Source organism: Streptomyces sp. NBC_01750, assembly GCF_035918095.1.
Lineage (GTDB): Bacteria > Actinomycetota > Actinomycetes > Streptomycetales > Streptomycetaceae > Streptomyces.
The window spans coordinates 1157586-1182707 of sequence record NZ_CP109137.1; the positions used below are offsets into that span (position 1 = coordinate 1157586).

Below are 25122 nucleotides of genomic sequence, written 5' to 3' on the forward strand. Positions count from 1 at the left end.
CATGGGCACCGGCGGGCAGCAGCAGGAGCGGAAGACCACCTACCGGGAAGCGATGCGTGAGGCCCTGCGCGAGGCACTGCGCTCCGACGACCGCGTCTTTCTCATGGGCGAGGACGTGGGCCGGTACGGCGGATGCTTCGGCGTCAGCCTCGGCCTGCTGGAGGAGTTCGGACCGGAACGGGTCCGCGACACCCCGCTGTCGGAATCCGCGTTCGTGGGCGCGGGCATCGGTGCCGCCTTGGCGGGGATGCGGCCCATCGTCGAGATCATGACCGTGAACTTCAGCCTGCTCGCCCTCGACCAGATCCTCAACAACGCCGCCACCTTGCTGCACATGTCGGGCGGCCAGCTCCCCGTGCCGCTGGTGATCCGCATGACGACGGGCGCGGGACGCCAGCTCGCCGCACAGCACTCGCACAGCCTGGAGGGCTGGTACGCGCACATCCCCGGCATCCGCGTCCTCGCACCGGCCACCATCGAGGACGCGCGCCACATGCTGGCCCCGGCGCTGGCCGACCCCGACCCGGTACTGGTCTTCGAGCACGGAAGCCTCTACAACGCCTCGGGGGAACTCGCCCCGTCCACCGCCCCGGTGGACCTGGACCACGCTGCGATCCGCAGGCCCGGCACCGACATTTCCTTGATCACGTACGGGGGGTCGCTACCCAAGGCCCTCGCGGCGGCGGAGGTGCTGTCCACCGAAGGCATCAGCGCAGAGGTGATCGACCTGCGCACGCTCCGGCCGCTCGACGACGCGGCGATCACCTCCTCCGTAGCCCGTACGCACAGAGTCGTGGTCGTCGACGAGGCCTGGCGCACCGGAAGCCTCGCCGCGGAGGTGTCCGCCCGCATCGCCGAGCGATCGCTCTACGAACTGGACGCCCCCGTGGAGCGGGTGTGCAGCGCGGAAGTACCCATTCCGTACGCCCGGCGGCTTGAGGAGGCGGCCCTGCCGCAGACCGCCGACATTGTTGCGGCAGCGCACCGGGCGGTGGACTGACCATGGCCCAGTTCACCATGCCGTCCCTGGGCGCCGACATGGACGAGGGCAGGCTCCAGGAATGGCTGGTACAGCCCGGTGACCTGGTCCATAAAGGCGATCCCGTCGCGGTCGTCGAAACCGCGAAGTCCTCGATCGAGGTGGAGTGCTTCGAGACAGGGACGATAGGGCAGCTGCTCGTCGAGCCGGGCACGATGGTGCCGGTCGGCACGCCGCTCGCGCTGATCGAGCCGACCTCAGAAGGACCCAAGAAACGCGAGGCGCGTCGAAAGCCCGAGAAGGCCGAGGGGAGACAACCGGTCCCGTCGGCGCCCAGCCGCGCGACGCCCCCCACCCGGCCCGAACCCGCCCGGGTTGCGGTACCGTCTAATGCCCACGAACGCGGGCACACCGAAGCGGGCCCCTTGAGCCGGCACCTCGCGGAGCGCAGCGGCGTCGACCTGGAGGCCCTCCACGGATCCGGGCCCGGAGGGCGGGTCAGCCGAACCGACATCGAGCGGGCAGCGGCCGCCGCGAGTGCTGCCCAGCCATTGCGCGTACGGGCCACCCCCCTCGCCCGGCGGCTCGCCGCCGAACTTGACGTCGACTTGGCCGCGGTGACGGGGACCGGCAAAGACTCCGCCGTGCGTGCCGCGGACGTGCGCAACGCAGCCCCCGGCCCGGCGACCGCGGCCCCACGCTCGCGCCACGTTGCCGCACCTGCACGTCCTTCCGAGGACCGGGCGGCGGCCATGCGCCAGGCGATTGCAGGCCTGATGACCCGCGCCAACCGCGACATCCCGCACTACTACCTGTCCACGACCGTCGACATGGCCGCCGCCATGGACTGGCTGCACGAGCACAACCGGCGCAGCCCGGTCGCCGAGCGACTGCTTCCCGCAGCCCTGCTACTCAAGGCTGCGGCCCGCGCAGCTCGGGAGGTCCCCGAGCTCAACGGCTTCTGGACCGACGACCACTTCACGGCGGGCGACGGCGTACACCTCGGGGTGGCCGTGTCATTGCGCGGCGGCGGGCTCGTCGCCCCTGCGCTGCACGACGCGGACACCATCGAACTCTCCCAACTGATGACCGCCCTGAAGGATCTGGTCGCCCGTGCCCGCACGGGCCGGCTGCGCGGCTCCGAGGTGTCCGACTCCACGATCACCGTCACCAACCTCGGGGATCAGGGCGTGGACAGCGTCCTCGGGGTCATCTACCCCCCGCAAGTTGCCCTGGTCGGCTTCGGACAGGTCATCGACCGGCCGTGTGCCGTCGACGGCCTGCTCGGCGTACGACCCGTCGTCACAGCCACCCTGTCAGCGGACCACCGAGCGACGGACGGAGCCGTCGGGGCCCGGTATCTGACGGCGGTCGACCGCCTCTTGCAGAACCCGGAGCAGCTGTGAACCGAACCGAAGCACTGGACATGGTCAAGGAGTCAATCGCCCGTGTCCTCCCCGACGCCGACTTCGCCACTCTGGCACCCGACGAGACGTTCCGCGACGCACTCGAGATGGACTCGCTGGACTTTCTCAGCTTCATCGAGGCCCTCAGTGAACGGACCGGTGTCCGCATCGAGGACGAGGACACGCCACAGCTCACCACGCTGTCCGGCAGCGCGGACTTTCTCGTCGCCCGCACGGAGTGAGGTGCCACGGCCGAATCTGCCGACAGTCGCGAGATGACGCGTGCGCGTGCCCGGAGTACAAGCGCGGCCGGTCGAAAGCCTTCACTCTGCGCGAGCGCCACGAGATCAAGAAGATCGCCAAGTGCAACCCCTCGAGCACAGCGGCCGAGGTCATTCGGGTGCCCCGGATTCACCCGGGCTCTCTTTCCAGGATCCGGTCCCCCATGCCGGGGCGGTCCGGCCCTATCCCCCGCTGCTCTTCGTGGGGGGCCTGGAGATGTGCGCGCGATGAGGTGAAGGGACGATGGCGTCAGCGATTGCGGTGTCCGGTCTGGCCAAGGACTTCGGTTCGACGCGGGCCCTCGATCACCTCTACCGCACTGTCCGGACCGGCAGGTGCACGGCTTCCTGGGTCCTAACGGCGCCGGCAGACCACCACCGTCCGGTCCTGCTGGGACTGCTGCGCCGCGACGGCGGGACGGTCACCCTGCTTGTTGGAGATCCGTGGCGAGACGCGGTCACGCTGCACCACCGGCTGGCCTATGTGCCGGGCGAGGTGAATCTGTGGCCCAACCTCAGTGGCGGCGAAGTGATCGATCTGCTGGGCGCGTTGCGCGGCGGACTCGGCCGGGCAGGCCATGCCGACCTGTTGGAGAGGTTCCAGCCCGACCCGGCCAAGAGGTGCCGCGCCTACTCCAAGGGCAACCGCCAGAAGGTGGCGCTTGTGGCGGCCTTCGCGTCCGACGTCGAGCTGCACCTCCTGGACGAGCCGACGTCCGGCCTCGACCCGCTGATGGAGGGGGTCTTCAAGGAGGTGGTCCAGGAACTGCGGGAGGCGGGCCGCACCGTGCTGCTGTCCAGCCACATCCTCTCCGAGGTCGAGGCGCTGTGCGACCGCGTCACCATTGTCCGGGCCGGCCCGGCCGTTGAATCGGGAACGTTCGACGAGCTGGGCAGGCCAGCTGCAGCGGCACGCAGGGCAAGAACGGCGCCGGAGGAATTGTCGAAGACCGCCGCTTCTTCGCCGGCTGCGGCGATCACAGCGCCGAGGTCCTCAATTTCCCACTCGACTCCGTAAGGAAGTGTGTCCCCGCGGTCTCCGCGGCCCCGGCGATCGTAAGTGAACCCTGTAAAATCCGCGGCCAAGAGCTCGGCCAGAGGCTCGTGGACCGCCCGCGTGCACGATGCGCCGCTGACCAGGGTGACCGGCTCCTCCGATTCCGTACCGACCGAGGCGTCGGGCCCCTACCGTGACGTCGTCCTCGGGGTCGATATCCGCGAGGACTGCGACGCGGTCATCGCGTTCGCCTTCGATGCGGCAGCCAGGCGTGCCGCCGGTCTCCGAGTCGTGCACGGCTGGACGACGCCACTGGTCTACACCCAGTACGCAGCTGTCGACGCCGGCCAAGCGGTCGCGCAGGCGCTCAGCGATTTGCTGATGCCGTGGCGACAGAAGTTCCCATCCGTGAATGTCGTCGAGCAAGCACTGTTCGGTGGAGCCTCTCAGCAACTGGTGCACGCGTCCCAAGACGCCGAACTCGTGGTCGTCGGGCGGCGTTCCACCACGGGCCGCGCACAGGTCATATCGGACCGGTCACCCACGCGGTCCTGCATCACTCGGCCGCGCCCGTCGCTGTCATCGCGCACCGGTGAGCAGCAGGGCGGCACCCGAGTCCGGGGTCGGCCAGTGGATCAGTGATCCCGCAGTGTCAGCCGACAGGATTCCCCGGGTTCGACGGAGACCGCACGGTCGGGGAGCTCGATGGCGATCGGCGAACGGTCGGACTCGGGCACGCTGACCTCGAGATTGTCCTGGCCGCATCCGCAGCCGAACGCCCCAGTGCCCTCGGTAGCCGCAGGGCGAAGCCGTATTCGCTGAGTTCGGGCAGGGGTACGGGTCCGGCCACAGTGCCCCGGCCCGTGTCTCGAGGCCGGTCAGTCCGCGTTGCACGAGGTCGAGGGTGCCTGCCATCGCGCCCAGGTGGATTACTTCGCCTGTGGTCCCACCCTGCAGGTCGGCGATGTCTCCTTCGAAAGATTTGCGGAAGCGATTGACGATGTCTCCTCGGCTTCTAGGATGGAGGATCGAGGACGCCGTGGGGCGCACAACGCTCGTGCGGCGGCTGCGCCTCGTACATTTGGCGCAACCTCATCTGGCGGCCCTGCGTACCGAGTTCACGGCCGAGAACTGGTCCGGTGACTTCGAGGTCGAGACCGCACTCGACGGCGCGGTCACCAACGCGGGAGTGGACCACCGCTCCCACAGCCCGCAGCGCGGCAATCACGGGCTCACACCCGCTGCGGTACGACGGCAACGGGGCAGGCGGCGTGGTGGAGTGCTGTGTGGGCCAGCCGGCCGAGCTGGAGACCGAAGTGTCCCGGACGGCGTTCGGCTCCGACGATCAGAAGCTCCGCGGCGGCCGAACGCTCGAGCAGCACCTTTCGGGCCGGGCCCTCCACGGTGGCGCGGCCCACCTGGACCGCGGGGATCCCCGCAGCCCTGCCCAGTGCCTCGTCGAGCAAGGTGGCCCTCATCTCGTGGAATTTCGCGGCGTCGCCGGCGAGCAAGGGGAGGTCAGTCGTCTCGTGCGCAGGGCACCGCCATGCGGAATTCCATGGCGAGCAGCCTCCTCCTCCACCGCCCAGTCCACAGCCCCCAGGCTGGACTCCGATCCGTCCAGACCCACGACAAGGGGCAGCTCCATCGCCCACCACAGGCACAGGGCGGACACGAAGAGCAGCCGCGCCCGATCCATGCGGAATGTCGCCGTTCAACGCTGCATAGTCAGCACCAAGTCAGCACCGGAGAGGTGATCAGGGGTGCTGACGTGGGATTTCAGGTCAGCACCAAACCAGCACGGGAATCAGCACCGGGCCGCCAAACCATGGTGAATCACGCAACTCCGGCAGGCTCCTTCCCCACTCCAATTTTCGCGCCCTGACTCAGCCCCCATACTCCCATCATGGTGGTCGCGCGCACACTGACCCTCCGAACTGTGGTGTCCCACCACATGTGCCCCTGACCTGCGGCTTCCTACGGTGTGGCGACACGCAAACGTCCCCGCCAACTGTCCGGAAGTGGTGTCCATGGCCGCCCCCGCAACCGCTCCACCAGCACCCAGCTCACTCAAGCGCATCGTCGCCGCGAGCCTTATCGGCACCACCATCGAGTGGTACGACTTCTTCCTCTATGGATCGGCCGCCGCGCTGGTCTTCAACAAGCTGTTCTTTCCCGGCTCCGACCCGCTCGTCGGAACCCTGCTGTCGTTCCTCACCTACGCCGTCGGGTTCGCCGCCCGTCCGCTCGGTGCGCTCGTCTTCGGGCATTACGGCGACCGGCTCGGCCGAAAGAAGCTGCTGGTGCTGAGTCTGCTGCTGATGGGCGGGGCGACCTTCGCCATCGGGCTGCTGCCGACGCACGCGACCGTCGGCAGCGCCGCGCCCGTACTGCTGACCGTGCTGCGGCTGGTGCAGGGATTCGCACTCGGTGGTGAGTGGGGTGGAGCCGTGCTACTGGTGTCGGAGCACGGTGATCCCGAGCGACGCGGGTTCTGGGCCTCCTGGCCGCAGACGGGCGCGCCGGCCGGGCAGTTGCTCGCCACCGGGGTGCTCTCCGCGCTCACAGCGCTGCTGTCGGACGCCGCGTTCACCTCGTGGGGCTGGCGCATACCGTTCCTGCTCTCCGGTGTTCTGGTGGTCGTCGGTTTGTGGATTCGTCTCTCTGTCGATGAATCACCGGTCTTCAAGGCGGCGTTGGCGCAGGCCGAGGAGCGCAAGGCGGCAGCGGGCCAGGTCGAGAAGATGCCGCTCGTCTCCGTGCTGCGACACCACTGGCGCGATGTGCTGGTGGCCATGGGGGCCCGGATGGCGGAGAACATCAGCTATTACGTGATCACCGCGTTCATCCTGGTGTACGCGACGACCGCTGTGGAACTGAGCAAGCAGACCGCGCTGAATGCCGTACTCATCGCCTCTGCCGTGCACTTCGTGGTGATCCCGGCGTGGGGCGCTCTGTCGGACCGCATCGGGCGCAGGCCCGTGTATCTCATCGGTGCGATCGGGGTCGGTGCCTGGATGTTCCCCTTCTTCGCGCTCATCGACAGGGGGAGCTTCGGCAGTCTGCTGCTCGCCGTCACGGTGGGACTCGTCCTGCACGGGGCTATGTACGCGCCGCAGGCGGCCTTCTTCGCCGAGATGTTCTCGACGCGCATGCGATACTCCGGGGCCTCCATCGGTGCGCAGTTCTCTTCCGTCGCGGCCGGTGCGCCCGCGCCGTTGATCGCGACCGCGCTGCTCGCCGACTACGACTCGTCGACGCCGATCGCCCTGTACGTCATCGCCGCGGCACTGCTCACCGTGGTGGCCATCGGCTGCGCCCGGGAGACCCGGCATCGCGATCTGACCGCTGTCGAGCCCGAGCCGGCGGAGAGCACTCCGGCGACCCGTCCGGCGGATGCACGGACTGCCTGAGGGCCGGCAGTTGTACGGATCGAACGCACCGCGCGGGCCCCGAAGGGGGTCGGCGCGGTGGCGCGTTCAGTGGGCGACGGCCGCGGACATCGCATGCAGGCGCAGCGCGAGCTGGATCTCCAGCGACCTGGCCGGGGACTGCCAGTCGGGGCCGAGCAGCCGGCCTATGCGTTCCAGGCGCTGGGCCACGGTGTTCACATGCACATGGAGATCGTCCTTCGTACGGGCCGGGCTCATACCGCTCGCGAAGTACGCGTCGAGCGTGTGCACCAGGTCGGTGCCGCGCCGCCGGTCGTAGTCGACGACCTCGCCCATCGTGCGCCGTACGAAACCGTCGATGTCGCCGGGGTCGGCCAGCAGCAGGCCGAGGAATCCCAGGTCTTGTGCCGCCGCGCCCTGGCCGGAGCGGCCGAGCAGCCGCAGGGCATCGAGGCAGCGCCGCGCCTGTGCGTACGCCCCGGCTATCGGGCTCGGATCGCCGACGGGCGCCATGACGGGCGAGGACGCGCCGACGGTGACCGACTCCCGTACCGTCCCGCTCAGTTGTCTCGAGGTCTGGCGGGCGAGCTCGGCCGCGCTGTCATCGGGGCCGAGCGGAAGCAGCAGTACAGTGCCGCCGTCACGGGCCGCGGCAAGGCCGGAGCGGGTCGCGGCCAGGTGAGAGGCGGCCGACCACAGGCGCTGCCGGTCGGCGGTCCGGCGGTCTGCGGTCTCCCGGCCGGAGGTGTCCGAGGTGCCCGGGTCGGGTCCGTCGATCCTGGCGGCCAGCACCACATGCGGTGCGTCGAGGTCGGCCTGCAGCCGCGCCGCCCGTTCCCGCAGCAGCCGGGGGTCGCGGTCCGGTGCGTCGAGCAGATCGTCGAGCAGTTCACCCCGTACTCGTTGTTCGGCGTCGTGGGCGGAGCGCCGGGCGAGCAGCAGGAGGGAGGTGACCATGGCCGCACGCTCCATGGTGCGCCGGTCGACGGGGTCGAGGTCGGGATGGCTGCGGAGCAACAGGGCGCCCAGCAGCTCACCGCCCGCCGATACGGCGGCCACCCAGTCCTGCCCGTGCCGAACCGCCCGGCCGTCGGTGCCGGTGGCTTCGAGGCCGGATTCGGTGAACTCGACCGTACCGTCCAGGACTTCGGAGAGCGCGGCGGCCACGTCATGAACACCTCCGCCTCGCAGCACCACCTCGGTCAGCCGGTCGTGGACCTCCGAGGCACGCTCGATGACGCCGCTGTGGTCCTTGATGATCTCGTTGGCCCGCTCCAGCTCGGCGAGTGCCGAGCGGGTCTCGACCAGCAGGTTCGCGGTGTCGATGGCGACGGCGGCATGGGCTGCGAAGGAGCCGAGCAGCGCGACCTGTTGCCGTTCGAAAACCCTGGCGCGGCGGTCGGCGGCGAAGAGCACGCCGATGACCTGGCTGCCGAGCATCAGCGGCACTCCAAGGATGGCCACCAGGCCCTCGTCGCTCACGGCCGTGTCGATCGTCCTTGTGTGCTCGAACCGCTCGTCGTCGAAATAACTGTCGGTGACATAAGGACGGGCCGTCTGGGCGACGAGGCCACCGAGTCCCTCCCCCATGCCCAGCCGCAGCTGCTGGAAGCGCGCCGACACCGACCCCTCGGTGACTCGCATGTAGGTGTCGCCCGCTGCCGGGTCGTTGAGGCTCAGATAAGCGACTTCCGTGCCCAGCAGCGAGCGGGCGCGCTGCACGATCGCTCGCAGCACGGCGTCGAGATCACGCAGACCTGCCAGGTCGTGCGCGGTCTCGAAGAGCGCGGAGAGCTCGGCCTCGCGGCGCCGCCGCCCCTCCAGCTCGGCCCGCACCCGCAGCGCGAGCTGTTTGGCGTGCTCGAGGGAGGCGAGAGTCTCGGCCCCGGCTCCGCTCGCGCGGGCGAGCAGCGCCGGCCGGTCATACGCCTCTGCGTCGGCGCCGCGTGCGAGGAGCTCCAGGTAGGAGGCTTGATCGTGGGACATGAACACAGGATTCCTGCCGTACGGGCGTTCGCACCAGCCCTGTGGACAACGAAGCCGTTGTGGACAAATGAGGGACCTAGTGGGCGGTCCAGCCGCCGTCGAGGGCGAGCGACGTGCCGGTGATGAAGGATGCCTGCGGCGTGCACAGATACAGCACCGCTTCGGCGACCTCCTCCGGCTCGACGAGCCTCTTGATCGCGGAGTCTTTGAGCAGTACGTCCACGAGGACTCGGTCCTCGGCCACCGAGTGGGCCGCCGCCTGGTCCGCGATCTGCTTCTCGACCAGTGGCGTACGCACATAGCCGGGATTGACGCAGACGGAGGTCACCCCGTGCGGAGCGCCCTCGAGGGCCGCGGTTTTCGAGAGCCCCTCGAGACCGTGTTTGGCGGCCACATACGCGGACTTGAAGGCCGAGGCGCGCAGCCCATGGACGGACGAGATATTGATGATCCGGCCCCAGCCCTGCGCGTACATATGCGGCAGCGCGCCCCTGATCAGCCGGAACGGCGCTTCCAGCATCACCGTGAGCATGGTGTGGAAGACGTCGGGCGGGAATTCCTCGATGGGGCGGACCAGTTGCAGCCCGGCATTGTTGACCAGGATGTCCGCTCCGGCGGCGGCGGCCTCCGCCGCGTCGAGGTCGGTGAGGTCCAGGAGCTGCGGTTCGACGGCCCCGGCCAGTCCCGGGGAGTGCGCGGCGAGGGATTCGAGGCCCTCGTAGTCCCGGTCGACGGCCGTGACCTTCGCACCGGCGGCCGCGAGCCGCAGCGCACAGGCACGGCCTATGCCGCCCGCCGCGCCGGTGACGAGTGCGGTACGGCCGCCGAGGTCGAGGGCGACGGGAGAAGCATCGGGACGAGCTGGGGTACCTGGTGTGGTGGGCGCGGTCATGCTTCGCACCCTAGGCAGTGGTCATCCCCCGACCGATGTGGTCAGCGCCCATACTTCACTGCTCGACGGTGGGTTGGAACCATGCCGGTCCTTCGGTGAGCGCCTGCTTGATCCGGAAGAGCGAGAACTCCTTCAGCTCCGGCAGCGCGTCCACGGAGAACCACCCCACCTCCAGCGACTCGTCGTCGTTGACACGTGCCTGGCCGGTCACCGCGCGGCAGCGGAAACTGATGTCCATGAACTGGCACTGGTCGCCGTTGGGGTAGGTGACCGGCTTCCGCAGCGCCTGGACCAGCACGACCCGCTCCGCGACGCAGCGCACCGCGGTCTCCTCGTACACCTCGCGCACGGCCGTCACCGCAGGCTGCTCCCCCGGCTCCGGAATCCCGCCGATGACGGACCATTTGCCGGTGTCGGCACGTCTCCCCAGCAGCACCCGCCCCTGGCCGTCGAAGACGACCGCGCTGACACCCGGCAGGAGGAGGAGCTGGTGGCCTGCGGTGGCCCGGAGCTCACGGATGAAGTCGGGGGTTGCCATGACTTCGACCCTAACCGGCGTCGACCGTGCCCCGCTCGCTCGTGCCGTGCTCGGTCGTGCCCTGCTCAGCGCCGCCCTGCCCGGCCTTCCGCTGCCGCCCGGCCCGCACCGCCCGTGTGACGACCCAGCCCACACCGCCCGCCGCGACCAGCACCAGGATGCCTTCGGGCCAGGTTCCCAGCCGTGTCGCCGGCGTGAGCGAGGAGCGCAGCGGCACTTCGGCGACCAGCGCGCCCGGCGTGAACATCTTCGTCTTCTGGACGATCTTCCCGTCCGGCATGATCACGGCACTGACACCGCTGGTCACAGGGACCACGACGGAGCGCCCGTGCTCGACGGCCCGCACCTGCGACATCGCCAGTTGCTGATACGTCATCTCGCTGCGGCCGAAGGTGGCGTTGTTGCTCGGTACGGAGATGAGCTGGGCCCCGCTGGTGACGGTGTCACGCACCGCGTCGTCGAACGCCGCCTCGAAGCAGGTGACCATGCCCACCTTGGTGCCCGCCAGGTCGAAGAGGCCCACCTTGCCCCCAGGTCCGAAGTCCCGCCGCACCCGGTCGACGTCGGAGCTGAAGAGGCGTACGAAGGAGCGCATCGGGATGTACTCGCCGAACGGCTGGACATGCCGCTTGTCGTAGGTGTCGACGGGGCCACGCGTGGGGTCCCATTCGATCAGGGTGTTGCGCAGCTTGCCCGTGTCGGGAGTGACGACCGCGCCGACGACGGTCGGCACGCCGATCGCCCTCACCGCTTCATCGATGACCAGCTTGGCGTCGGCGTTGCGGTACGGGTCCAGGTCCGAGGAGTTCTCCGGCCACAGGACGAAGTCCGGCTTGGCCACCTTGCCCGCCTTCACATCGGCGGCGAGCTGCTCGGTGCGGCGGACGTGGTTGTCGAGGACCGCGCGGCGCTGGGAGTTGAAGTCGAGCCCCAGTCGCGGCACATTGCCCTGGATAACGGCTACGTTCGCGGTGCCGTCCTCGGCGGAGTCGTCGACGAGCGGCAGAGCGGCGAGGGCCGCCGTGACCGGGAGGAGAACGGCGAGAAGCGCTGACGCCGCGGCGCCGCGCGGGAGCTCGCCGGTACGCCGGTGGGCACGGATTTGGCGGACTGTCTCGTACAGTCCGAAGCCGCACAGTACGACCGCGAAACTCAGCACCGGTGTTCCGCCCAGCGCCGCGAGCGGCAGGAAGAAGCCGTCCGCCTGTCCGAAGGCGATCTTGCCCCAGGGGAAGCCGCCGAACGGCACGCGCGCCCGTAGAGCCTCACTCACGATCCAGACGGCCGCGCCCCACACCGGCCACACCGGGAGCCGGGAGACCGCGGCGACACCCATGCAGGCGAGCGCGACGAACACCGCCTCCACCGCGGCCAGCGCCACCCACGGCGCGGGGCCGACCTCCTCGCCCGTCCAGATGAGCAGCGGCAACAGAAAGCTGAGGCCGGTGAGGTAGCCCAGGCCGAACGCGGGCCGCAGCCGGCGTCCGTACAGGGTCCAGCCGAGCAGAGCGAGGCCCGGCAGGGCCAGCCACCACAGAGGACGCGGCGGGAAGCTCGCGAAGAGCAGCACCCCGGACAGGACGGCGGCACCCGGCCGCAGAAAGCGCCGCGGCAGCGGTCGGTCGGCGGCGGGGGCGGACGGTCGGGCGTCGACGGTGGTGATGGTGGCGCTCACCCGGCGGATTCTACGGCGCCGGGCTGTGCCCCGGCAGTCCGGTCCTTCGTCGGCCGACACACAGACCGGCCGCACCCGCTCCCGCACCGACGCCGCACGGGCCCCGGACACCGACTGCCGGATCGTTCCTGCGCAATCCATCCACAAACACCTGCCACTGCCGTTACCGTGTGCGCCAGCCCTGCCACCCGAAGCGATTCAGCTGCTGCGGCAGGGCCCGTCACAGGGTCGGGGGGTCGACGGGATGGCTGCACCGGACGGCCGGTCCGCCACGCGGGAGCGCGGCCGCGCGACCGATGTGGCCGGCGTTGTCGTCCTCAGCGGCTGCGCCGTGTGGTCGCTGATCAGCGCGACCGGACGCGAGGCACGGCCCGAGGGCGTGCTGCTCGCCGTCTTCGCCGTCGCCGCCGGCTATGCCTGCGGCCGTATCTGCGGCACGCTCCTGCCGGTGGCGGCCGCCTCGGCCGCCGCGCTGGCCGCGCTCGGCCTGGCGATCGCCTCACGCCAAGGTGTGCCCGGCGCGATCGCCGGGACGCCCATCCAGCCGGGGCACACGGGTGCGGCTGCGGCGCTGCTGGTCCTCGGTGCCGGTGCGGCCTGCTGCGCCGCCGCGGCAGCCCGTCCGGCCGCGCTGCGCCTCGCGCTGCGGATGCTCGCTCTCGCCGTCGCCTGCACCGCGGCGGCGCTCGGTTCCGTCGCCGGGGCCGCGGTGGCCGTCGGCGTACTGCTCTGCTCGCTCGCGGCAGTACGGATGCGTCATCGGACGGTGGCGCTCGCCGGCCTCGCCCTTGCCACCGGTCTGGTGGTGGCCGCCTCATGGGGCGTGGCCGAGGACACCCTTCCGGACGGGCTGTCGGTCTCACTGCAGGGCCAGCTCACCCAGAACCGGGTGGCTCTGTGGCGGGACGCGATCACTCTCGCCAAGGACGATCCGGTACGGGGTGCGGGCCCCGGCCGGTTCGGCAAGCTCAGCGCCACCGCGTACCAGTCGCTGGGCTCCGACGGCAAGCCGCACTCGGCACCCCTGCAGCAGGCGGCCGAGCAGGGCGTGGTGGGCGTGGCCCTGCTGGGTGCGGCGTTCGGCTGGATGCTGTACGGCTTGTGGCGCTCGCCGCGCTCCACCCAGGTCGTGCTGAGCGCGGGAGCCGCGCTCACGGCGCTGGCGGTCCTGGCGAGCGTCGGCAACGCGCTGAGCTTCACGCCTGTTACGGCGGGCGCGGGGCTGCTCGCGGGACTGGCGACGGCGCGTACGGCGGGAGAGGGCTCGGCAGAGCGCGGTGCGCGCACGGACCGGTGGGCGGACGCGGCGGACAGCCGGTAGCCGTGCCTCTGCGGGAACGGTGGCTCCAGAGGGAGCGGTGGCTCAGATCCCGACGGCCTTATTGGTCCCCGCGAGTCCAAGTCGGCCGCGGATGGCTCGTACGGCGGCCTCCGCGTCGTCCACGGTCACGGTGAAGGTCCTGCCGTCGCCCAGCGTGACGACGATGCCCTCACCCCGGCGCACGACAACCGCTGTGCCTCGCTCCGGACGCCAGCGGTAGCCCCAGCCGCCCCACTGTCGCGGGGTGACCTTCGGAGCGAACTCGGCGCCCACCACATGGTCGAGCGGGATGCGCCGGCGCGGCAGACCGATATGACCGCAGCGCACCTCGACCGCGTCGCTGTCGACCCTGACCGCCACATGGACGAAGGCGAGAGTCCCGAAGAGGATCAGCAGGCCGGCTGCCACGCAGCCGATCACCGACATCAGCAGCGGGGCGATGCCCGAGGTCCAGGCGGAGTCGACGGCGAGCTCGATGCCGAGCGCCAGGCAAGCGGCGCCCACGGCGGCAAGCAGCCACTGAGCACGGTTGGTCGCCCGGCCGGTCCAGACGGCGGGAAGGGGCTCTGCGGCGTGCCCCTCGACGCGGAAGTGGTCCCTCATGGCTAGCAGCGTACTCACGTTCCGCCTGCTGGGTATGGTCCCGGCCACAAGGATCAACCTTAGGGATCGCGCCTGCCGCCGGGTCCGCGGACCGGGCGTGGCAGGGGCTGGAGCGCTCAGAGCGCCGGGCTGACGGCCTGGAGCAGGCGGCCTTCGGCATAGCTGAGGGCCTGGTCGGGCAGGGCGGAATCACGGCCGCTGAGCAGCACTGTGAGCCGGGAGTTCGGCTCGGCGTCGGGGGCGGGCAGCTCGCCGATACGGCGCAGCGCCTGAGCGGCGACCGCCCCGGCCGAACCGTGCAACACGACCGGTGGCAGACCGGGCGGCTGCACTGCGGCGCGGATGCGTTCGGCGACCAGCTCGTAATGGGTGCAGCCCAGGACAACGGCCCTTACATCGTGTGGTGTGAGGGCGGCCGCCGCGGCCACGGCACGGTCGATGGCAGCCTCGTCGGCCTGCTGAACGGCGTCCGCGAGACCGGGGCAGGGAACCTCGGTGACGGTGACCGAGTCGGCGAAGTCCCGGATGAGGCTGCGCTGGTAGGGGCTGCCGGTGGTGGCGGGGGTGGCCCAGATGGCGACGGGCCCGCCGCCGGCCGAGGCCGGTTTGATCGCGGGGACCGTGCCTATGACCGCGAGACCGGGCTCCAGCTCCGCACGGAGCGTGGGCAGCGCGTGCACCGATGCGGTGTTGCAGGCGACGATCAGTGCGTCGGGGTGGTGCGCGGCGGCCGCGCAAGCGGCGGCGAGCGCGCGGGCGGTGACATCGTCCGGTGTACGCGGCCCCCACGGCATGCCGTCGGGGTCGGAGGAGAGAACGAGATCCGCGTCCGGCCGCAGCCGACGTACCGCGGCGGCCGCCGCCAGCAGTCCGATTCCGGAGTCGATGAGCGCGATCTTCACCCGGTCACCATAGTCGACTGCCCTTGCGGTACCGGTGCAGTGGGGCAGACTGCGGCGAATGAGCGCCCTTGCCTGGATCGCCTTCGGATCGCTGGCCGCATGGGGATGGCTGCTGCTGGGACAGGGCTTCTTCTGGCGTACGGACCAGCGGCTGCCCCGGCGCGAAGCTTCTTCGAAGTGGCCGGATGTGGCCATTGTCGTGCCCGCCAGGGACGAGGCCGAGGTACTGCCGGTCAGCCTGCCCTCGCTGCTTGCGCAGGACTATCCGGGCCGGGCGGAGATCGTGCTCGTCGACGACGGCAGCAGTGACGGCACGGCAGAGCTGGCGCGTGCACTGGCCGCACGGCACGGTGGGCTGCCGCTTCGGGTGGTCTCTCCCGGCGAGCCGGAGCCCGGCTGGACCGGAAAGCTGTGGGCGCTGCGGCACGGCGTGGCGCTCGCCCGGGCGCGCGGGCCGGAGTATCTGCTGCTGACCGACGCCGACATCGCGCACAAGCCGGACAGCCTGCGCGAGTTGGTGGCCGCGGCCCGCACCAACGGGCTGGACCTTGTCTCGCAAATGGCGCGGCTGCGGGTCATCGGCGGCTGGGAGCGGCTGGTCGTGCCGGCGTTCGTCTACTTCTTCTCGCAGCTCTACCCCTTCCGGTGGGTCAACCGGCCGGCGGCACGCACGGCGGCCGCGGCGGGCGGCTGTGTGCTGCTGCGCGCGGAGGCCGCCGAGCGGGCGGGCGTACCGGAGTCGATCCGGCAGGCGGTGATCGACGATGTGTCACTGGCGCGCGCGGTGCAGCGGACCGGCGGCAGGATCTGGCTGGGGCTGGCGGAGCGGGTGGACAGTGTGCGTCCGTATCCGCGGCTGGCGGACCTGTGGCGGATGGTGTCGCGCAGTGCGTACGCACAGCTGCTGCACAGTCCTCTGCTGCTCGCCGGCACGGTGGTGGGGCTCGCGCTGGTGTATCTCGCGCCGCCCGCCACGCTGTGCGCCGGCGTGTTGACCCAGGACGCGGCCGCCGCCTGGGCCGGGGGCCTGGCATGGGCGGTGATGACCGGGACGTATCTGCCGATGCTGCGCTACTACCGGCAGCCGCCGCTCCTCGCGCCCCTGTTGCCGTTCACCGCTCTCCTCTATCTGTTGATGACGGTCGATTCGGCGGTGCAGCACTACCGCGGTCGCGGCGCGGCGTGGAAGGGGCGTACGTACGCCCGTCCGGAGGCCGCGCCGGACCGCTGACGTCATCACCGGGGACGTCCACCCGGGATGCCGGCCGGGGACGTCACTTCCTGCCCGGTGTCCAGTTCATGCCCCAGCCGTAGGCATAGTCGACGGTGCGCTGCGGGCTCACGCCGCGCTCGGGCACGAGGAAACGGGCCTCGCGCTGGACGACGAGGTCGGAGCCGGTGTTGGTGATCAGCGCCAGCGCGCAGACGGTGGACGGCACAGTGCACTCACCGAGCGAGAAGTCGATGGCGGCGCCGTGCTGCGGCTGCAGGGTGACGGTCGCGTCCAGGTCGGCAAAACTGCGCGCGCCCTCGTAGATGGTGACGAAGATGACGACCCGGCGAATCCGGTCCTTGTGGTCCAGGTTGATGGTGAGGTTCTCGCCGGACGTTCCACCGGTGCGGTCGTCGCCGTCCAGGTGGATGTACGGGGGCTGCTGGAGCGCGCCGAAGGCGTTGCCGAGTGCCTGGACGACCCCCTTGCGGCCGTCGGTGAGTTCGTAGAGTGCGCACAGGTCGAGATCGAGGTCACCGTGCATGGCGACGGCGCGGCCCAGTTTGGCGCCCCAGCCCTGGAACTGTTTGCGCACCTGCCAGCTGAGGTTGACGCGCATGGCACCGGAGGTGCCGCCCTGCTTACTGAGGGAGACGGACGGGGTGTCCTTCGTCAGCGTCACCTTGGTAAGACGCACGGGCGCGGACGGCGCGGCCGTGGGGCGGGGCGGGGGCGCCGAGGGCGTCACGGGCACGGCGGCGGCAGGAGCGGCAACGGGGGCCGGTGGGGCGGCCTGCACCGGGGCCGGCTTCTGCGGTTCGTCGACCGTGATGCCGAAGTCCGTCGCGAGGCCCCCGAGTCCGGTGCTGTAGCCCTGCCCCACCGCCCGGAACTTCCAGGCGCCCTGTCGCCGGTAGAGCTCGCCGAGCACGAAGGCCGTCTCGACCGTCGCGTCCTGGCTCTCGTACCGGGCGATCTCCGCCCCGGACGCCGCGTCGAGCACCCTGATGTACAGCCCCGGTACCTGCCCGAAGCTGCCTCCGTCCGCCGACGCGGCCAGCACGATCCGCTCGATCGCGGGCTCCACGCGCGCGAGGTCGACCGAAACCTCGTCCGTCACGCCCCCCGCCGCGGTCCGCTTCCCTTCGTGGCGTACCGCGCCCGAGGCGTGCGCCGGCTGGTTGTAGAAGACGAAGTCCGCGTCGGAGCGGACCTTTCCTGATGCCAGGAGGAGCGCCGAGGCGTCGACATCCGGCACCCCGGGGCCTGAACGCCATCCCAACTCGACGCGCACCTGCCGCGCCGGCACCGGAGTATTGGCTCCTTTAAGCATGGACATGCTCGCCCCCATCGCGAGTCGGGGTGCCCTAAGAGTTCACCGTGCGGCCAACCTAATCCTCCGGGAGCCTCCGGCGCCCCGGCCGACCCGTCGGTAACCCCTTCTCAGCTTGCCCTTTACCGGATCTGAACGCTTCGCGGCGACCGTTTTCCCCAGATTCGCTCACATTGGGGATCCGTGGTCACTCGCATCTCCCGAAACAACCCTCTTATCGGGCTCCCCAACCAGCACATCGTGGGCTTAACTTATGTGCCATGACCTCCCCCCGCGCCACCTACGGCGGCGGTTACTACTCCGCTCCGTCGTTCCCCGACACCCCTATCTACGACTCCCTGGTCGCGGAGCGGGGCACGCCTCAGATCGCTCCGATCCGAGTGCCTTCCGCGTATGACACCGGCAGCAGCTACACCAACAGCTACCTGCCGGCGCTTCCCGCGGCACTGCCCGCACTGCCGGCAGCTCCCTCGCAGTCCGGCCCTTCCTACGGAAACCCCTCCTACGGAAATCCCTCCTACGGCTACCCACAGCAGATGCAGCAGCCCATGCCGCTGCAGCACGCGCCCGCGCCGTACATCCCGCAGCAGACCGCCGTGCCGCGCGGCTACCCGGGCCCTCAGCCCCAGGCCCAGCCGCAGCGTCCGGTGGCCACCGGCTACGAGGCGATGCGCCCCGCGGCGGCACGTCCCGCGCCGGCGCCCGCCGCGTACGAGGACCCGTACAACCGCCCGTATCAGAGCCGGGGGTACTGAAAGGCCGGATGTCATCGGTGGCTGGCACTATGGCTTCATGCCGAACCCAGTTCTCCGTTCCATCCATGTCCACCCGGTCAAATCGGTGGCGGGGTATGCACCCGGCGAGGTGGCTGTGGAGCCGTGGGGGCTTGCCGGGGACCGTCGGTGGACACTGATCGACTCCTCGGCCAAGGTGATCACGCAACGCCAGCAGCCACGGCTGGCGTTGGCGCGCGCCGAGACACTGCCGGACGGCGCGATCCGGCTCACCACGCCCGGGCGTGAGCCACAGAGTGTCGCCGTCCCGGAGCCGGTGAGCACCACGCCGGTGGAGATCTTCCGCGACAAGATCGAGGCGGTGCCCGTCGACGGGCCCGTGAACGCCTGGTTCAGCGACTACCTCGGCGCCGAGGTGCGGCTCGTCCATCTCGACGACCCGGCCCACCGGCGCCCCATCGACCCGGAGCACGCGCTCCCCGGAGAGACCGTCAATCTCGGCGACGGCTATCCGCTGCTCGTCACCACCCTCGCCTCGCTGGACGCACTGAACTCCCTCATCGCGCAGGGCGATCATGCCGACGAGGGCCCGCTGCCCATGACCCGGTTCCGGCCGAATGTCGTCGTGGACGGCGCGGCTCCCTGGGCCGAGGACGACTGGAAGCGGATCGCGATCGGCGAAGCCACCTTCCGGGTGGCCAAGCCCTGCGGGCGCTGTGTCATCACCACCACCGACCAGCGCACCGCCGAGCGCGGCAAGGAGCCGCTGCGTACCCTCGCCCGCCACCGCCGCTTCGGCGACCAACTGGTGTTCGGTCAGTACCTCGTGCCGGAGCGGACCGGCTTGATCCGGGTCGGCGACGCCGTGACCGTCGTCGAGTAACCGGGACCGTCGTCGAGTAGCCGGGACCGGACAGGATCCGCCCGTTCGTCCCTCTCCACGGGAACCTGGCGTGCCCGCACGCGCGTTGGACAGATCACCGGGGTGCACGGCGGTACGAATGGCGGGCGAATGGCAGGAGTGGCGTTCCTCTCTCTTCGTGCCACCCGCGCTCATGCCGTGCCGTACAGGGCTATGACGGACGCGGAAGGGGGTGCGGGAAAGTGCGAGCAGCCAAAGGAGTCTGGCGCTGGCGCCACAATCCCCTGCGCCGTACGACCGATCTCTTCGAGGCCTGGGTGGCGCTCGTCGCCGCGCTCCTCCTCGTCACCGCCGCGCCGGCCGTGGGCTGGGCAGCCGGCACCCTGACCGACGAGTCACTGCGAGCGGCGGTGCGCATCCAGCGCCAGCAGCGTCATCCGGTCACCGCGACGGTGCTCAAACCGGCTCCGGCGCCGAAGCCCGCCCCGTACGATCCCGAGTCCTCGGCCGCCCATCAGAAACGTCGGCCGGTCATCGCGAGATGGACCGCGGTGGACGGCAGTCGGCACACCGGCACGGTCTCCGCCGTGCTGCGGACCACGCTCGCCGGGGACACCTTCACCATCTGGACCGACCGTGCGGGCCGGGTCGTCAGCCACCCCTTGGACGCGGCGACCGCCCGGGTGCACGCCGTCCTCGCGGGCATCGGCGCCGCACTCACCGCGGCGGGACTCATCACCTGCGCCAGACGGCTGGTCGTCCGGCGCCTCGTACGACGCAGATACGCGCGTCTGGACGAGGCCTGGGCCGCGGCCGGTCCCGACTGGGGACGTACGGGCGCGGGCAGCTGACCGGTCTCGTCCCGTCAACGTGCGACGCTCGCTCGCGCTACGGTGGTGCGACTCCCTCGGGGGTCAGGGGGCGCCCCCCGCAGAGAGGCGCGGCGGAACAGAATCACGAGGTGGGGGCAGAGCAGCACGATGGCACAGGGCACGGTCCAGGTGACGCACACCGGCACGTCGCGGTGGCGGCGCCGCACAGGCGAGTATCCCTCCCTCGCCGCAGCCCTGGAGGCCGCAGGCGACGGCGACATCCTCACGGTCGCCCCGGGGACGTACCGCGAGAACCTCATCGTCCAGCGGGCGGTCACCCTGCGCGGCGCGGAGGGCGCGGTCGGCTCGGTGCGCATCGCGCCCGCCGACGGTGTGCCGCTCACCGTGCGCGCCTCGGCCACCGTCCAGGACCTCCATGTGGAGGGCCAGGACACGGCCGCTCCCGCTCTCCTGGTCGAGGACGGGACTCCCGAGCTGATCGATCTGCGGATCGTCACGCGCTCCGCGGCCGGTCTGGAGGTGCGCGGTGCGGCCCGTCCCACCGTCCGCCGCTGCACCGTCGACAATCCGGCGGGCGTCGGAATCGCCGTACTGGACGGCGCAGGCGGCGTGTTCGAGGAGTGTGAGGTGGTGGCGGCCGGCCAGTCGGGCGTCTCCGTGCGCGGCGGCGGCCATCCGCGGCTGGAGCGCTGCCGGGTGCACCACGCCTCGGGCGCGGGCCTGTCCGTCACCGGCGAGGGCAGTGGCCTCGAGGCCATCGGCTGCGAGGTGTACGAGATCAAGGGCGCCGGTGTGCAGATCGCCGCGCGCGCCTCGGCGCATCTCTCCGACTCCACCGTGCACCGCACTTCGGCCGACGGCATCACCCTCGACACCGACGCCGTGCTGACCCTCTCCGACTGCGACATCTACGAGATCCCCGAGAACGCGGTCGATCTGCGCTCACGGTCCGTACTGACCCTCACCCGGACCACGGTGCGCCGCTTCGGGCGCAATGGCCTGTCCGTCTGGGACCCGGGCACGCGCGTGGACGCCAACCAGTGCGAGATCCACGACAGTACGGGCGACTACCCGGCCGTGTGGGTCAGCGACGGAGCGACCGCCGTCCTCGACTCGTGCCGCGTCCACGACGTCCCGGACGCGCTCTTCGTCCTCGACCGCGGCTCGCGCGTCGATGTCGTCGACAGCGATCTCTCGCAGGTCCGCAACACCGCGGTGTCGGTGAGCGACGGCGCGACGGCGCAGCTCGACGACTGCCGGATCCGGGAAGCCTCCACCGGCGCCTGGTTCCGCGACCACGGCAGTGGCGGCACACTGAACGGCTGCACCATCGACGCCGCGCAGACCGGCGTGATCGTCACCAAGGGCGCCGATCCGGTGATCGAGCGATGCACGGTCACTTCGCCGGCCGAGGCCGGCTTCTATGTCTCGGCGGAGGGCCGGGGCACCTTCCGCGGCTGCCGGGTCACGGGCAGCGGCGGCTACGGCTTCCACGTGATGGAAGGCTGCCGTACGACACTGAGTCGCTGCCGGACCGAGCGCTGTGCGCGTGGTGGTTACGAGTTGGGCGAGGACGACGGTCAGGTCGTCGAGGACTGCACCAGTGACGAGAGCGGCGTACGGTCCAAGGGCGAGCAGACCACGGCCGTGCTGACCGCGGCCCAGTCCCCCGGGCTGCTCTCCGCGGTCCCCGGACAGCGCCCCGCCGAGGCCGGGCCGGCCTCGGCCGCGGAGCCCGTACGCACCTCCGTCGCCGTCCTCGGTGAACTGGACGCGCTGGTCGGCCTGGACAGCGTCAAACGCGAGGTCCGCACGCTCACCAACATGATCGAGGTCGGCAGGCGCCGCCAGGAGGCGGGCCTGAAGGCCGCCTCCGTCCGCCGCCATCTGGTCTTCACCGGCTCACCCGGCACCGGAAAGACGACCGTGGCCCGGCTCTACGGCGAGATCCTGGCCTCCCTCGGAGTTCTGGAGCGCGGCCATCTCGTCGAGGTCTCCCGGGTGGACCTGGTCGGCGAGCACATCGGCTCCACCGCGATCCGCACCCAGGAGGCCTTCGACCGGGCGCGCGGCGGGGTGCTCTTCATCGACGAGGCCTATGCCCTGTCCCCCGAGGACTCCGGTCGGGACTTCGGCAAGGAGGCCATCGACACACTGGTGAAGCTGATGGAGGACCACCGGGAGGCGGTGGTGGTGATCGTCGCCGGCTACACCGCGGAGATGGAGCGGTTCCTTTCGGTCAACCCCGGTGTGGCGTCCCGTTTCTCACGGACCATCACCTTCAGTGACTATATGCCCGAGGAGCTGCTGCGGATCGTGGAGCAGCAGGCCGATGACCATGAGTACCGGCTGGGCACGGGCACGGGTGAGGCACTGCTGAAGTACTTCACCGTGCTGCCCAAGGGGCCCGCGTTCGGCAACGGCCGTACCGCGCGCCAGACTTTCGAGTCGATGGTCGAGCGGCACGCGGGCCGGGTCGCGGAACTCACCGAGGCGAACACCGACGACCTGACGCTGCTGTACCCGGACGATCTGCCGGATCTGCCCTGACCCGGGCCGGACTTCCCGGCCTCGCGCCGCACTTCCCGGCCTCGCGCCGGTCCGCCCTGGCCCGGCCGGACCGCTCGGTACCACCCCGGCTGCTCGGTGCCACCCGTACCCCGCGCTTACCCCGAACTGCCCCGCACCTGCCGCGGAACGGCCGGGCTGAGCCGGTCGAGGAGCTCCCTGCGTTCCGTGGCGAAGGCCGGGTCGGCCTGGTAGTCGGAGTGCCCGAGGATCGGTTCCGGCAGCGGGTGGCGCCCCGAACGTCCGTACACCACAGGGTCTTTGAGCGCGTCCCGGTCCACCTCGGGATGGTCTCCCTCGGCGGGGATCAGCACCGGCCCGCCGATCGGATCGGTGCGCCGCCACAGATTGCGCCAGCAGTGCACCTCGCTGCGGAGTTCGCTCAGGGCGACGGGCCCGAAGTACCCGGGGAACCACCGCCCGTACAGCCGCTCCAGCGGGGATCCGTACGTCAGCAGCGCCACGCGGCGACGGGTGGCCGCCGGCAGCTGCCAGACGGCGGCCGCGGCGAGCACACTGCCCTGCGAGTGACCCGAGATGACGAGCCGCCGCCCGGCGGTCTCCGCGGTCCAGGTGCACATCCGCCAGGTCAGATCGGGCACGGCACGCTCCGCGTAACAAGGAGGCGCGAAGGGATGTGCGGCGCGCGGCCAGAAAGTGCCGACGTCCCAGAGGATGCCGATGGTGCGCCGGGCCGAGGCGTCGCGGTAGGCGCGGCGGCCCCAGGTGACGAAGAGTATGAAACCTAAGCCGATCAGCCAGGAGCCGATCCCCTGCGCTGTCTCCGCAGCGGACGCCACGAAGTCATGGCTGTCGCCGAACGCCTCGCCCGGTACCTCACCGCTCGCCCACGCGCCCGCGACCGCGCCGGCACCCAGGACAAGGGTGGCGCCGGAGACGATGCCGACGATCCAGGGGGCGACATCGGTGAGGGCGGCGCGGGCCCGAGTGCCCGCTATGCGCCTCGTACGGACGGAATCCGGGCGCCCCTCCACGTAGTCCGCCTCGACCGGTTCCGCGAGTCGGCGGGCGGTCAGCCAGGTCCGCACGGCAAGGACGACGGCCGGGCCCAACAGGACGATCAGCAGCACCGGAATGACGGAGGCCTGCCAGCTCAGCAGCACCGGTGGCCCTGGGATGGAGCCCTCGCCGTCCATGCCCGGAGTGCCGGGCCCGTCGAGCCAGTCGGCGACGCGCTGGGCCACGCCGCCGGTCATCACCCCTCCCAGGGCGCAGGCGAGCATCGCGACGGCGGGCCCGCCGAGGCCCGCCAGAGCCGTACGCACATGGGGCGCACGACGGTGGAGCAGGCAGGCGGCGACGGCGAGTGCGATGACCAGGGCGCCCTGGGCGAGTGCGATGACGCGGAAGGTGACATCGCCGGGGAGGGTGGCGGTGGAGACCCAGTCGGGGCGGGACCAGCAGGCGTAGAGCATCGAGAGGCCGAGCAGCGCGAGCGCGGCGCCGGGCAGACAGCGGACGGCCGCACGGTCGAGGCGGGCGTCGATCCGCTGCTCGCTGCGGCCTCTGCGGTAGACCACCCACACCACAGCCGAGCCGCCCGCGAGGAGAGCTGCCTCGAGGAGCCGGCCGCAGATCTCCAGCGGGGCGCTGGCGGCGCCCCTGTCGTGACGGGCGGCGGCCCCGGCGACCGCGGCGGCGACGGTCAGGAAACCGGCCGCCGTGTGCGCGGCGCGAAGCCGGGCGACGAGCCGGCGGCCGTACCAGAAGCCCGGCCTGCCGAGGGCGGGCCGCACGGTCTGCTTCTTCGGCCCCTCGGACTCCTCCTCGTCGTCCTCGGTGGCCCCGTCCCCTTCCGGCCCGTCCGCGCCGGTCGGCGGCCGCTGGGACTCGTACGCGCTCCAGGTGCGGTTGGAGAGGTACCAGAGCAGGCCGACGAGCGCGGCCGGCACCACCGCGGCGAGCGAAAGGCGTCGGCCGGGATGCGACCACCAGCCCTGCTGAGCGCTCGACATGAAGCCGAGCCAGGACCTGTCCCGGGTGCATGCGGGCGAGCCGGCGCACTGCCATGCCACCAGGTCGAGCGCGACCTCGCAGGCGGCGGCCGTCAGCAGCACGGTGAGGCTGAGTGCGACGAGCCGCACCAGCACTCCGTACAGCCGTGTGGTTCCTGAGCGGCCCTTGGCCCGGGGACGCATCCAGTGCGCGAGGTTGACGACCATGAAGGGGAGCAGCAGCAGCCACAGGGCCCGTGCGCCGTTGCCCGAGGTGAGGTTGGACCAGCAGTACGCCTCCGGAATGGGCCGGTCCTGATAGCGCTCGGGGTGGAGTTCCGCCTCCGCGTCCTCGGTGCGGCGGAACACCGCGGCCTTCTCGTCACCGGTGATCCGGACCGTTCTGGGGTCGCCGAGCATGTCCTGCGGGGTGGCTCCGCCGACGCCGTGGACGAGCAGCTCGAGCGCGTGCGGGACCGGTGTGCCAGGGGACACTTCTGTGACTCTCTCTCGATGGGAGGATCGGTCGGCGCGGGGTCGCGCGGCGGTGCAGGACCAGAATCCCGGATCAAGGCTGTCCGCCGCACGGCTCTCACGGAATCTCCTCGAGCCGTGTTCCGCCGGGCCCGTGCGAGGATGAGAAACCCTTGGT

The 25122-nt window shown here is 70.9% G+C and carries 19 protein-coding genes and 5 pseudogenes; 13 read left to right on the forward strand and 11 right to left on the reverse strand.

Annotated elements, in window-relative coordinates; genetic code table 11:
• Window position 1: 1 nt before the first annotated feature.
• The 4 genes and pseudogenes from OG966_RS05010 to OG966_RS05025 all read left to right on the forward strand — a co-directional run.
• On the forward strand, window positions 2-1000 hold the full coding sequence (locus OG966_RS05010; RefSeq protein WP_326648160.1) for an alpha-ketoacid dehydrogenase subunit beta: 999 nt from the start codon (window positions 2-4) through the stop codon (window positions 998-1000).
• A gap of 2 nt (window positions 1001-1002) precedes the next feature.
• Window positions 1003-2385: a 2-oxo acid dehydrogenase subunit E2 gene (locus OG966_RS05015; protein WP_326648161.1), complete on the forward strand. Its 1383-nt coding sequence runs from the start codon at window positions 1003-1005 to the stop codon at window positions 2383-2385.
• On the forward strand, window positions 2382-2627 hold the full coding sequence (locus OG966_RS05020) for an acyl carrier protein (RefSeq protein ID WP_326648162.1): 246 nt from the start codon (window positions 2382-2384) through the stop codon (window positions 2625-2627). The genes OG966_RS05015 and OG966_RS05020 overlap by 4 nt, the downstream gene beginning before the upstream one ends.
• Window positions 2628-2910: 283 nt before the next feature.
• A pseudogene (locus tag OG966_RS05025) lies at window positions 2911-3609 on the forward strand (ABC transporter ATP-binding protein); the annotation flags it as partial.
• Here the strand turns inward: OG966_RS05025 and OG966_RS05030 are convergent.
• Window positions 3525-3752: pseudogene (locus OG966_RS05030) on the reverse strand (hypothetical protein); the annotation flags it as partial. The pseudogenes OG966_RS05025 and OG966_RS05030 sit on opposite strands and share 85 nt — an antisense overlap.
• 31 nt (window positions 3753-3783) lie before the next feature.
• On the opposite strand from OG966_RS05030, the gene OG966_RS05035 reads away from it, so the two are divergent.
• Complete coding sequence (locus OG966_RS05035; protein ID WP_326648163.1) at window positions 3784-4305, forward strand: universal stress protein; 522 nt, start codon at window positions 3784-3786, stop codon at window positions 4303-4305.
• On the opposite strand, the pseudogene OG966_RS05040 reads toward OG966_RS05035, so the two are convergent.
• Window positions 4299-4638: pseudogene (locus tag OG966_RS05040) on the reverse strand (glycosyl hydrolase family 65 protein); the annotation flags it as partial. The gene OG966_RS05035 and the pseudogene OG966_RS05040 overlap by 7 nt on opposite strands.
• A 70-nt stretch (window positions 4639-4708) precedes the next feature.
• Between OG966_RS05040 and OG966_RS05045 the strand changes: the two are divergent.
• Window positions 4709-4855 (forward strand): annotated as a pseudogene (locus OG966_RS05045) (hypothetical protein); the annotation flags it as partial.
• A gap of 40 nt (window positions 4856-4895) precedes the next feature.
• On the opposite strand, the pseudogene OG966_RS05050 reads toward OG966_RS05045, so the two are convergent.
• Window positions 4896-5213: pseudogene (locus OG966_RS05050) on the reverse strand (universal stress protein); the annotation flags it as partial.
• Window positions 5214-5693: 480 nt separating this feature from the next.
• Here OG966_RS05050 and OG966_RS05055 point away from each other — a divergent pair.
• Window positions 5694-7076, forward strand: a complete 1383-nt coding sequence (locus tag OG966_RS05055) for an MFS transporter (protein ID WP_326648164.1) — start codon at window positions 5694-5696, stop codon at window positions 7074-7076.
• A gap of 66 nt (window positions 7077-7142) precedes the next feature.
• On the opposite strand, the gene OG966_RS05060 is transcribed toward OG966_RS05055, so the two are convergent.
• The 4 genes from OG966_RS05060 to lnt form a co-directional block, all read right to left on the reverse strand.
• The gene (locus tag OG966_RS05060) at window positions 7143-9041 is read right to left on the reverse strand and encodes a helix-turn-helix domain-containing protein (RefSeq protein ID WP_326648165.1); all 1899 of its coding nucleotides are present in this window, start codon (window positions 9039-9041) and stop codon (window positions 7143-7145) included.
• 76 nt (window positions 9042-9117) lie between these two features.
• Window positions 9118-9933, reverse strand: a complete 816-nt coding sequence (locus OG966_RS05065; RefSeq protein ID WP_326648167.1) for a 3-hydroxybutyrate dehydrogenase — start codon at window positions 9931-9933, stop codon at window positions 9118-9120.
• 55 nt (window positions 9934-9988) lie between these two features.
• Window positions 9989-10471, reverse strand: coding sequence for an NUDIX hydrolase (locus OG966_RS05070; protein ID WP_326648168.1), 483 nt, complete (start codon window positions 10469-10471; stop codon window positions 9989-9991).
• A 10-nt stretch (window positions 10472-10481) separates the two neighbouring features.
• On the reverse strand, window positions 10482-12146 hold the full coding sequence (gene lnt, locus OG966_RS05075; RefSeq protein WP_326648169.1) for an apolipoprotein N-acyltransferase: 1665 nt from the start codon (window positions 12144-12146) through the stop codon (window positions 10482-10484).
• 244 nt (window positions 12147-12390) lie between these two features.
• Here lnt and OG966_RS05080 point away from each other — a divergent pair, with 244 nt between their 5' ends.
• Window positions 12391-13467 (forward strand): O-antigen ligase family protein, encoded by a 1077-nt coding sequence (locus tag OG966_RS05080; RefSeq protein WP_326648170.1) that lies wholly within the window; start codon window positions 12391-12393, stop codon window positions 13465-13467.
• A gap of 42 nt (window positions 13468-13509) precedes the next feature.
• Here OG966_RS05080 and OG966_RS05085 read toward each other — a convergent pair whose 3' ends face one another.
• Entirely contained in the window at window positions 13510-14070 is a 561-nt protein-coding gene (locus tag OG966_RS05085) for a hypothetical protein (RefSeq protein ID WP_326648172.1), read from the reverse strand.
• A 116-nt stretch (window positions 14071-14186) separates the two neighbouring features.
• Window positions 14187-14972, reverse strand: coding sequence for a glutamate racemase (locus tag OG966_RS05090; protein WP_326648173.1), 786 nt, complete (start codon window positions 14970-14972; stop codon window positions 14187-14189).
• Between the two features lie 58 nt (window positions 14973-15030).
• On the opposite strand from OG966_RS05090, the gene OG966_RS05095 reads away from it, so the two are divergent.
• Entirely contained in the window at window positions 15031-16203 is a 1173-nt protein-coding gene (locus OG966_RS05095; protein ID WP_326648175.1) for a glycosyltransferase, read from the forward strand.
• A gap of 43 nt (window positions 16204-16246) precedes the next feature.
• Here OG966_RS05095 and OG966_RS05100 read toward each other — a convergent pair whose 3' ends face one another.
• Entirely contained in the window at window positions 16247-17524 is a 1278-nt protein-coding gene (locus tag OG966_RS05100; RefSeq protein ID WP_326648177.1) for a TerD family protein, read from the reverse strand.
• 254 nt (window positions 17525-17778) lie between these two features.
• On the opposite strand from OG966_RS05100, the gene OG966_RS05105 reads away from it, so the two are divergent.
• The 4 genes from OG966_RS05105 (at window position 17779) to OG966_RS05120 (ending at window position 22497) form a co-directional block, all read left to right on the forward strand.
• The gene (locus tag OG966_RS05105; RefSeq protein WP_326648179.1) at window positions 17779-18273 is read left to right on the forward strand and encodes a DUF6643 family protein; all 495 of its coding nucleotides are present in this window, start codon (window positions 17779-17781) and stop codon (window positions 18271-18273) included.
• A gap of 37 nt (window positions 18274-18310) precedes the next feature.
• On the forward strand, window positions 18311-19135 hold the full coding sequence (locus tag OG966_RS05110; RefSeq protein ID WP_326648181.1) for an MOSC domain-containing protein: 825 nt from the start codon (window positions 18311-18313) through the stop codon (window positions 19133-19135).
• Window positions 19136-19356: 221 nt separating this feature from the next.
• Window positions 19357-19965 (forward strand): Rv1733c family protein, encoded by a 609-nt coding sequence (locus tag OG966_RS05115; RefSeq protein ID WP_326648182.1) that lies wholly within the window; start codon window positions 19357-19359, stop codon window positions 19963-19965.
• Window positions 19966-20094: 129 nt separating this feature from the next.
• Window positions 20095-22497: a right-handed parallel beta-helix repeat-containing protein gene (locus OG966_RS05120; protein ID WP_326648183.1), complete on the forward strand. Its 2403-nt coding sequence runs from the start codon at window positions 20095-20097 to the stop codon at window positions 22495-22497.
• 116 nt (window positions 22498-22613) lie between these two features.
• On the opposite strand, the gene OG966_RS05125 is transcribed toward OG966_RS05120, so the two are convergent.
• Window positions 22614-24965, reverse strand: coding sequence for a hypothetical protein (locus tag OG966_RS05125; RefSeq protein ID WP_326648184.1), 2352 nt, complete (start codon window positions 24963-24965; stop codon window positions 22614-22616).
• Window positions 24966-25122 lie beyond the last annotated feature (157 nt).

Excerpts from the sequence above, each read along its gene's own strand:
- OG966_RS05010 (WP_326648160.1), top strand. The coding sequence starts at position 2 with ATGGGCACCGGCGGGCAGCAGCAGGAGCGGAAGACCACCTACCGGGAA.
- OG966_RS05015 (WP_326648161.1), top strand. The coding sequence starts at position 1,003 with ATGGCCCAGTTCACCATGCCGTCCCTGGGCGCCGACATGGACGAGGGC.
- OG966_RS05055 (WP_326648164.1), top strand. The coding sequence starts at position 5,694 with ATGGCCGCCCCCGCAACCGCTCCACCAGCACCCAGCTCACTCAAGCGC.
- OG966_RS05060 (WP_326648165.1), bottom strand. The coding sequence starts at position 9,041 with ATGTCCCACGATCAAGCCTCCTACCTGGAGCTCCTCGCACGCGGCGCC.
- OG966_RS05065 (WP_326648167.1), bottom strand. The coding sequence starts at position 9,933 with ATGACCGCGCCCACCACACCAGGTACCCCAGCTCGTCCCGATGCTTCT.
- OG966_RS05070 (WP_326648168.1), bottom strand. The coding sequence starts at position 10,471 with ATGGCAACCCCCGACTTCATCCGTGAGCTCCGGGCCACCGCAGGCCAC.
- OG966_RS05080 (WP_326648170.1), top strand. The coding sequence starts at position 12,391 with ATGGCTGCACCGGACGGCCGGTCCGCCACGCGGGAGCGCGGCCGCGCG.
- OG966_RS05085 (WP_326648172.1), bottom strand. The coding sequence starts at position 14,070 with ATGAGGGACCACTTCCGCGTCGAGGGGCACGCCGCAGAGCCCCTTCCC.
- OG966_RS05095 (WP_326648175.1), top strand. The coding sequence starts at position 15,031 with ATGAGCGCCCTTGCCTGGATCGCCTTCGGATCGCTGGCCGCATGGGGA.
- OG966_RS05100 (WP_326648177.1), bottom strand. The coding sequence starts at position 17,524 with ATGTCCATGCTTAAAGGAGCCAATACTCCGGTGCCGGCGCGGCAGGTG.
- OG966_RS05105 (WP_326648179.1), top strand. The coding sequence starts at position 17,779 with ATGACCTCCCCCCGCGCCACCTACGGCGGCGGTTACTACTCCGCTCCG.
- OG966_RS05110 (WP_326648181.1), top strand. The coding sequence starts at position 18,311 with ATGCCGAACCCAGTTCTCCGTTCCATCCATGTCCACCCGGTCAAATCG.
- OG966_RS05120 (WP_326648183.1), top strand. The coding sequence starts at position 20,095 with ATGGCACAGGGCACGGTCCAGGTGACGCACACCGGCACGTCGCGGTGG.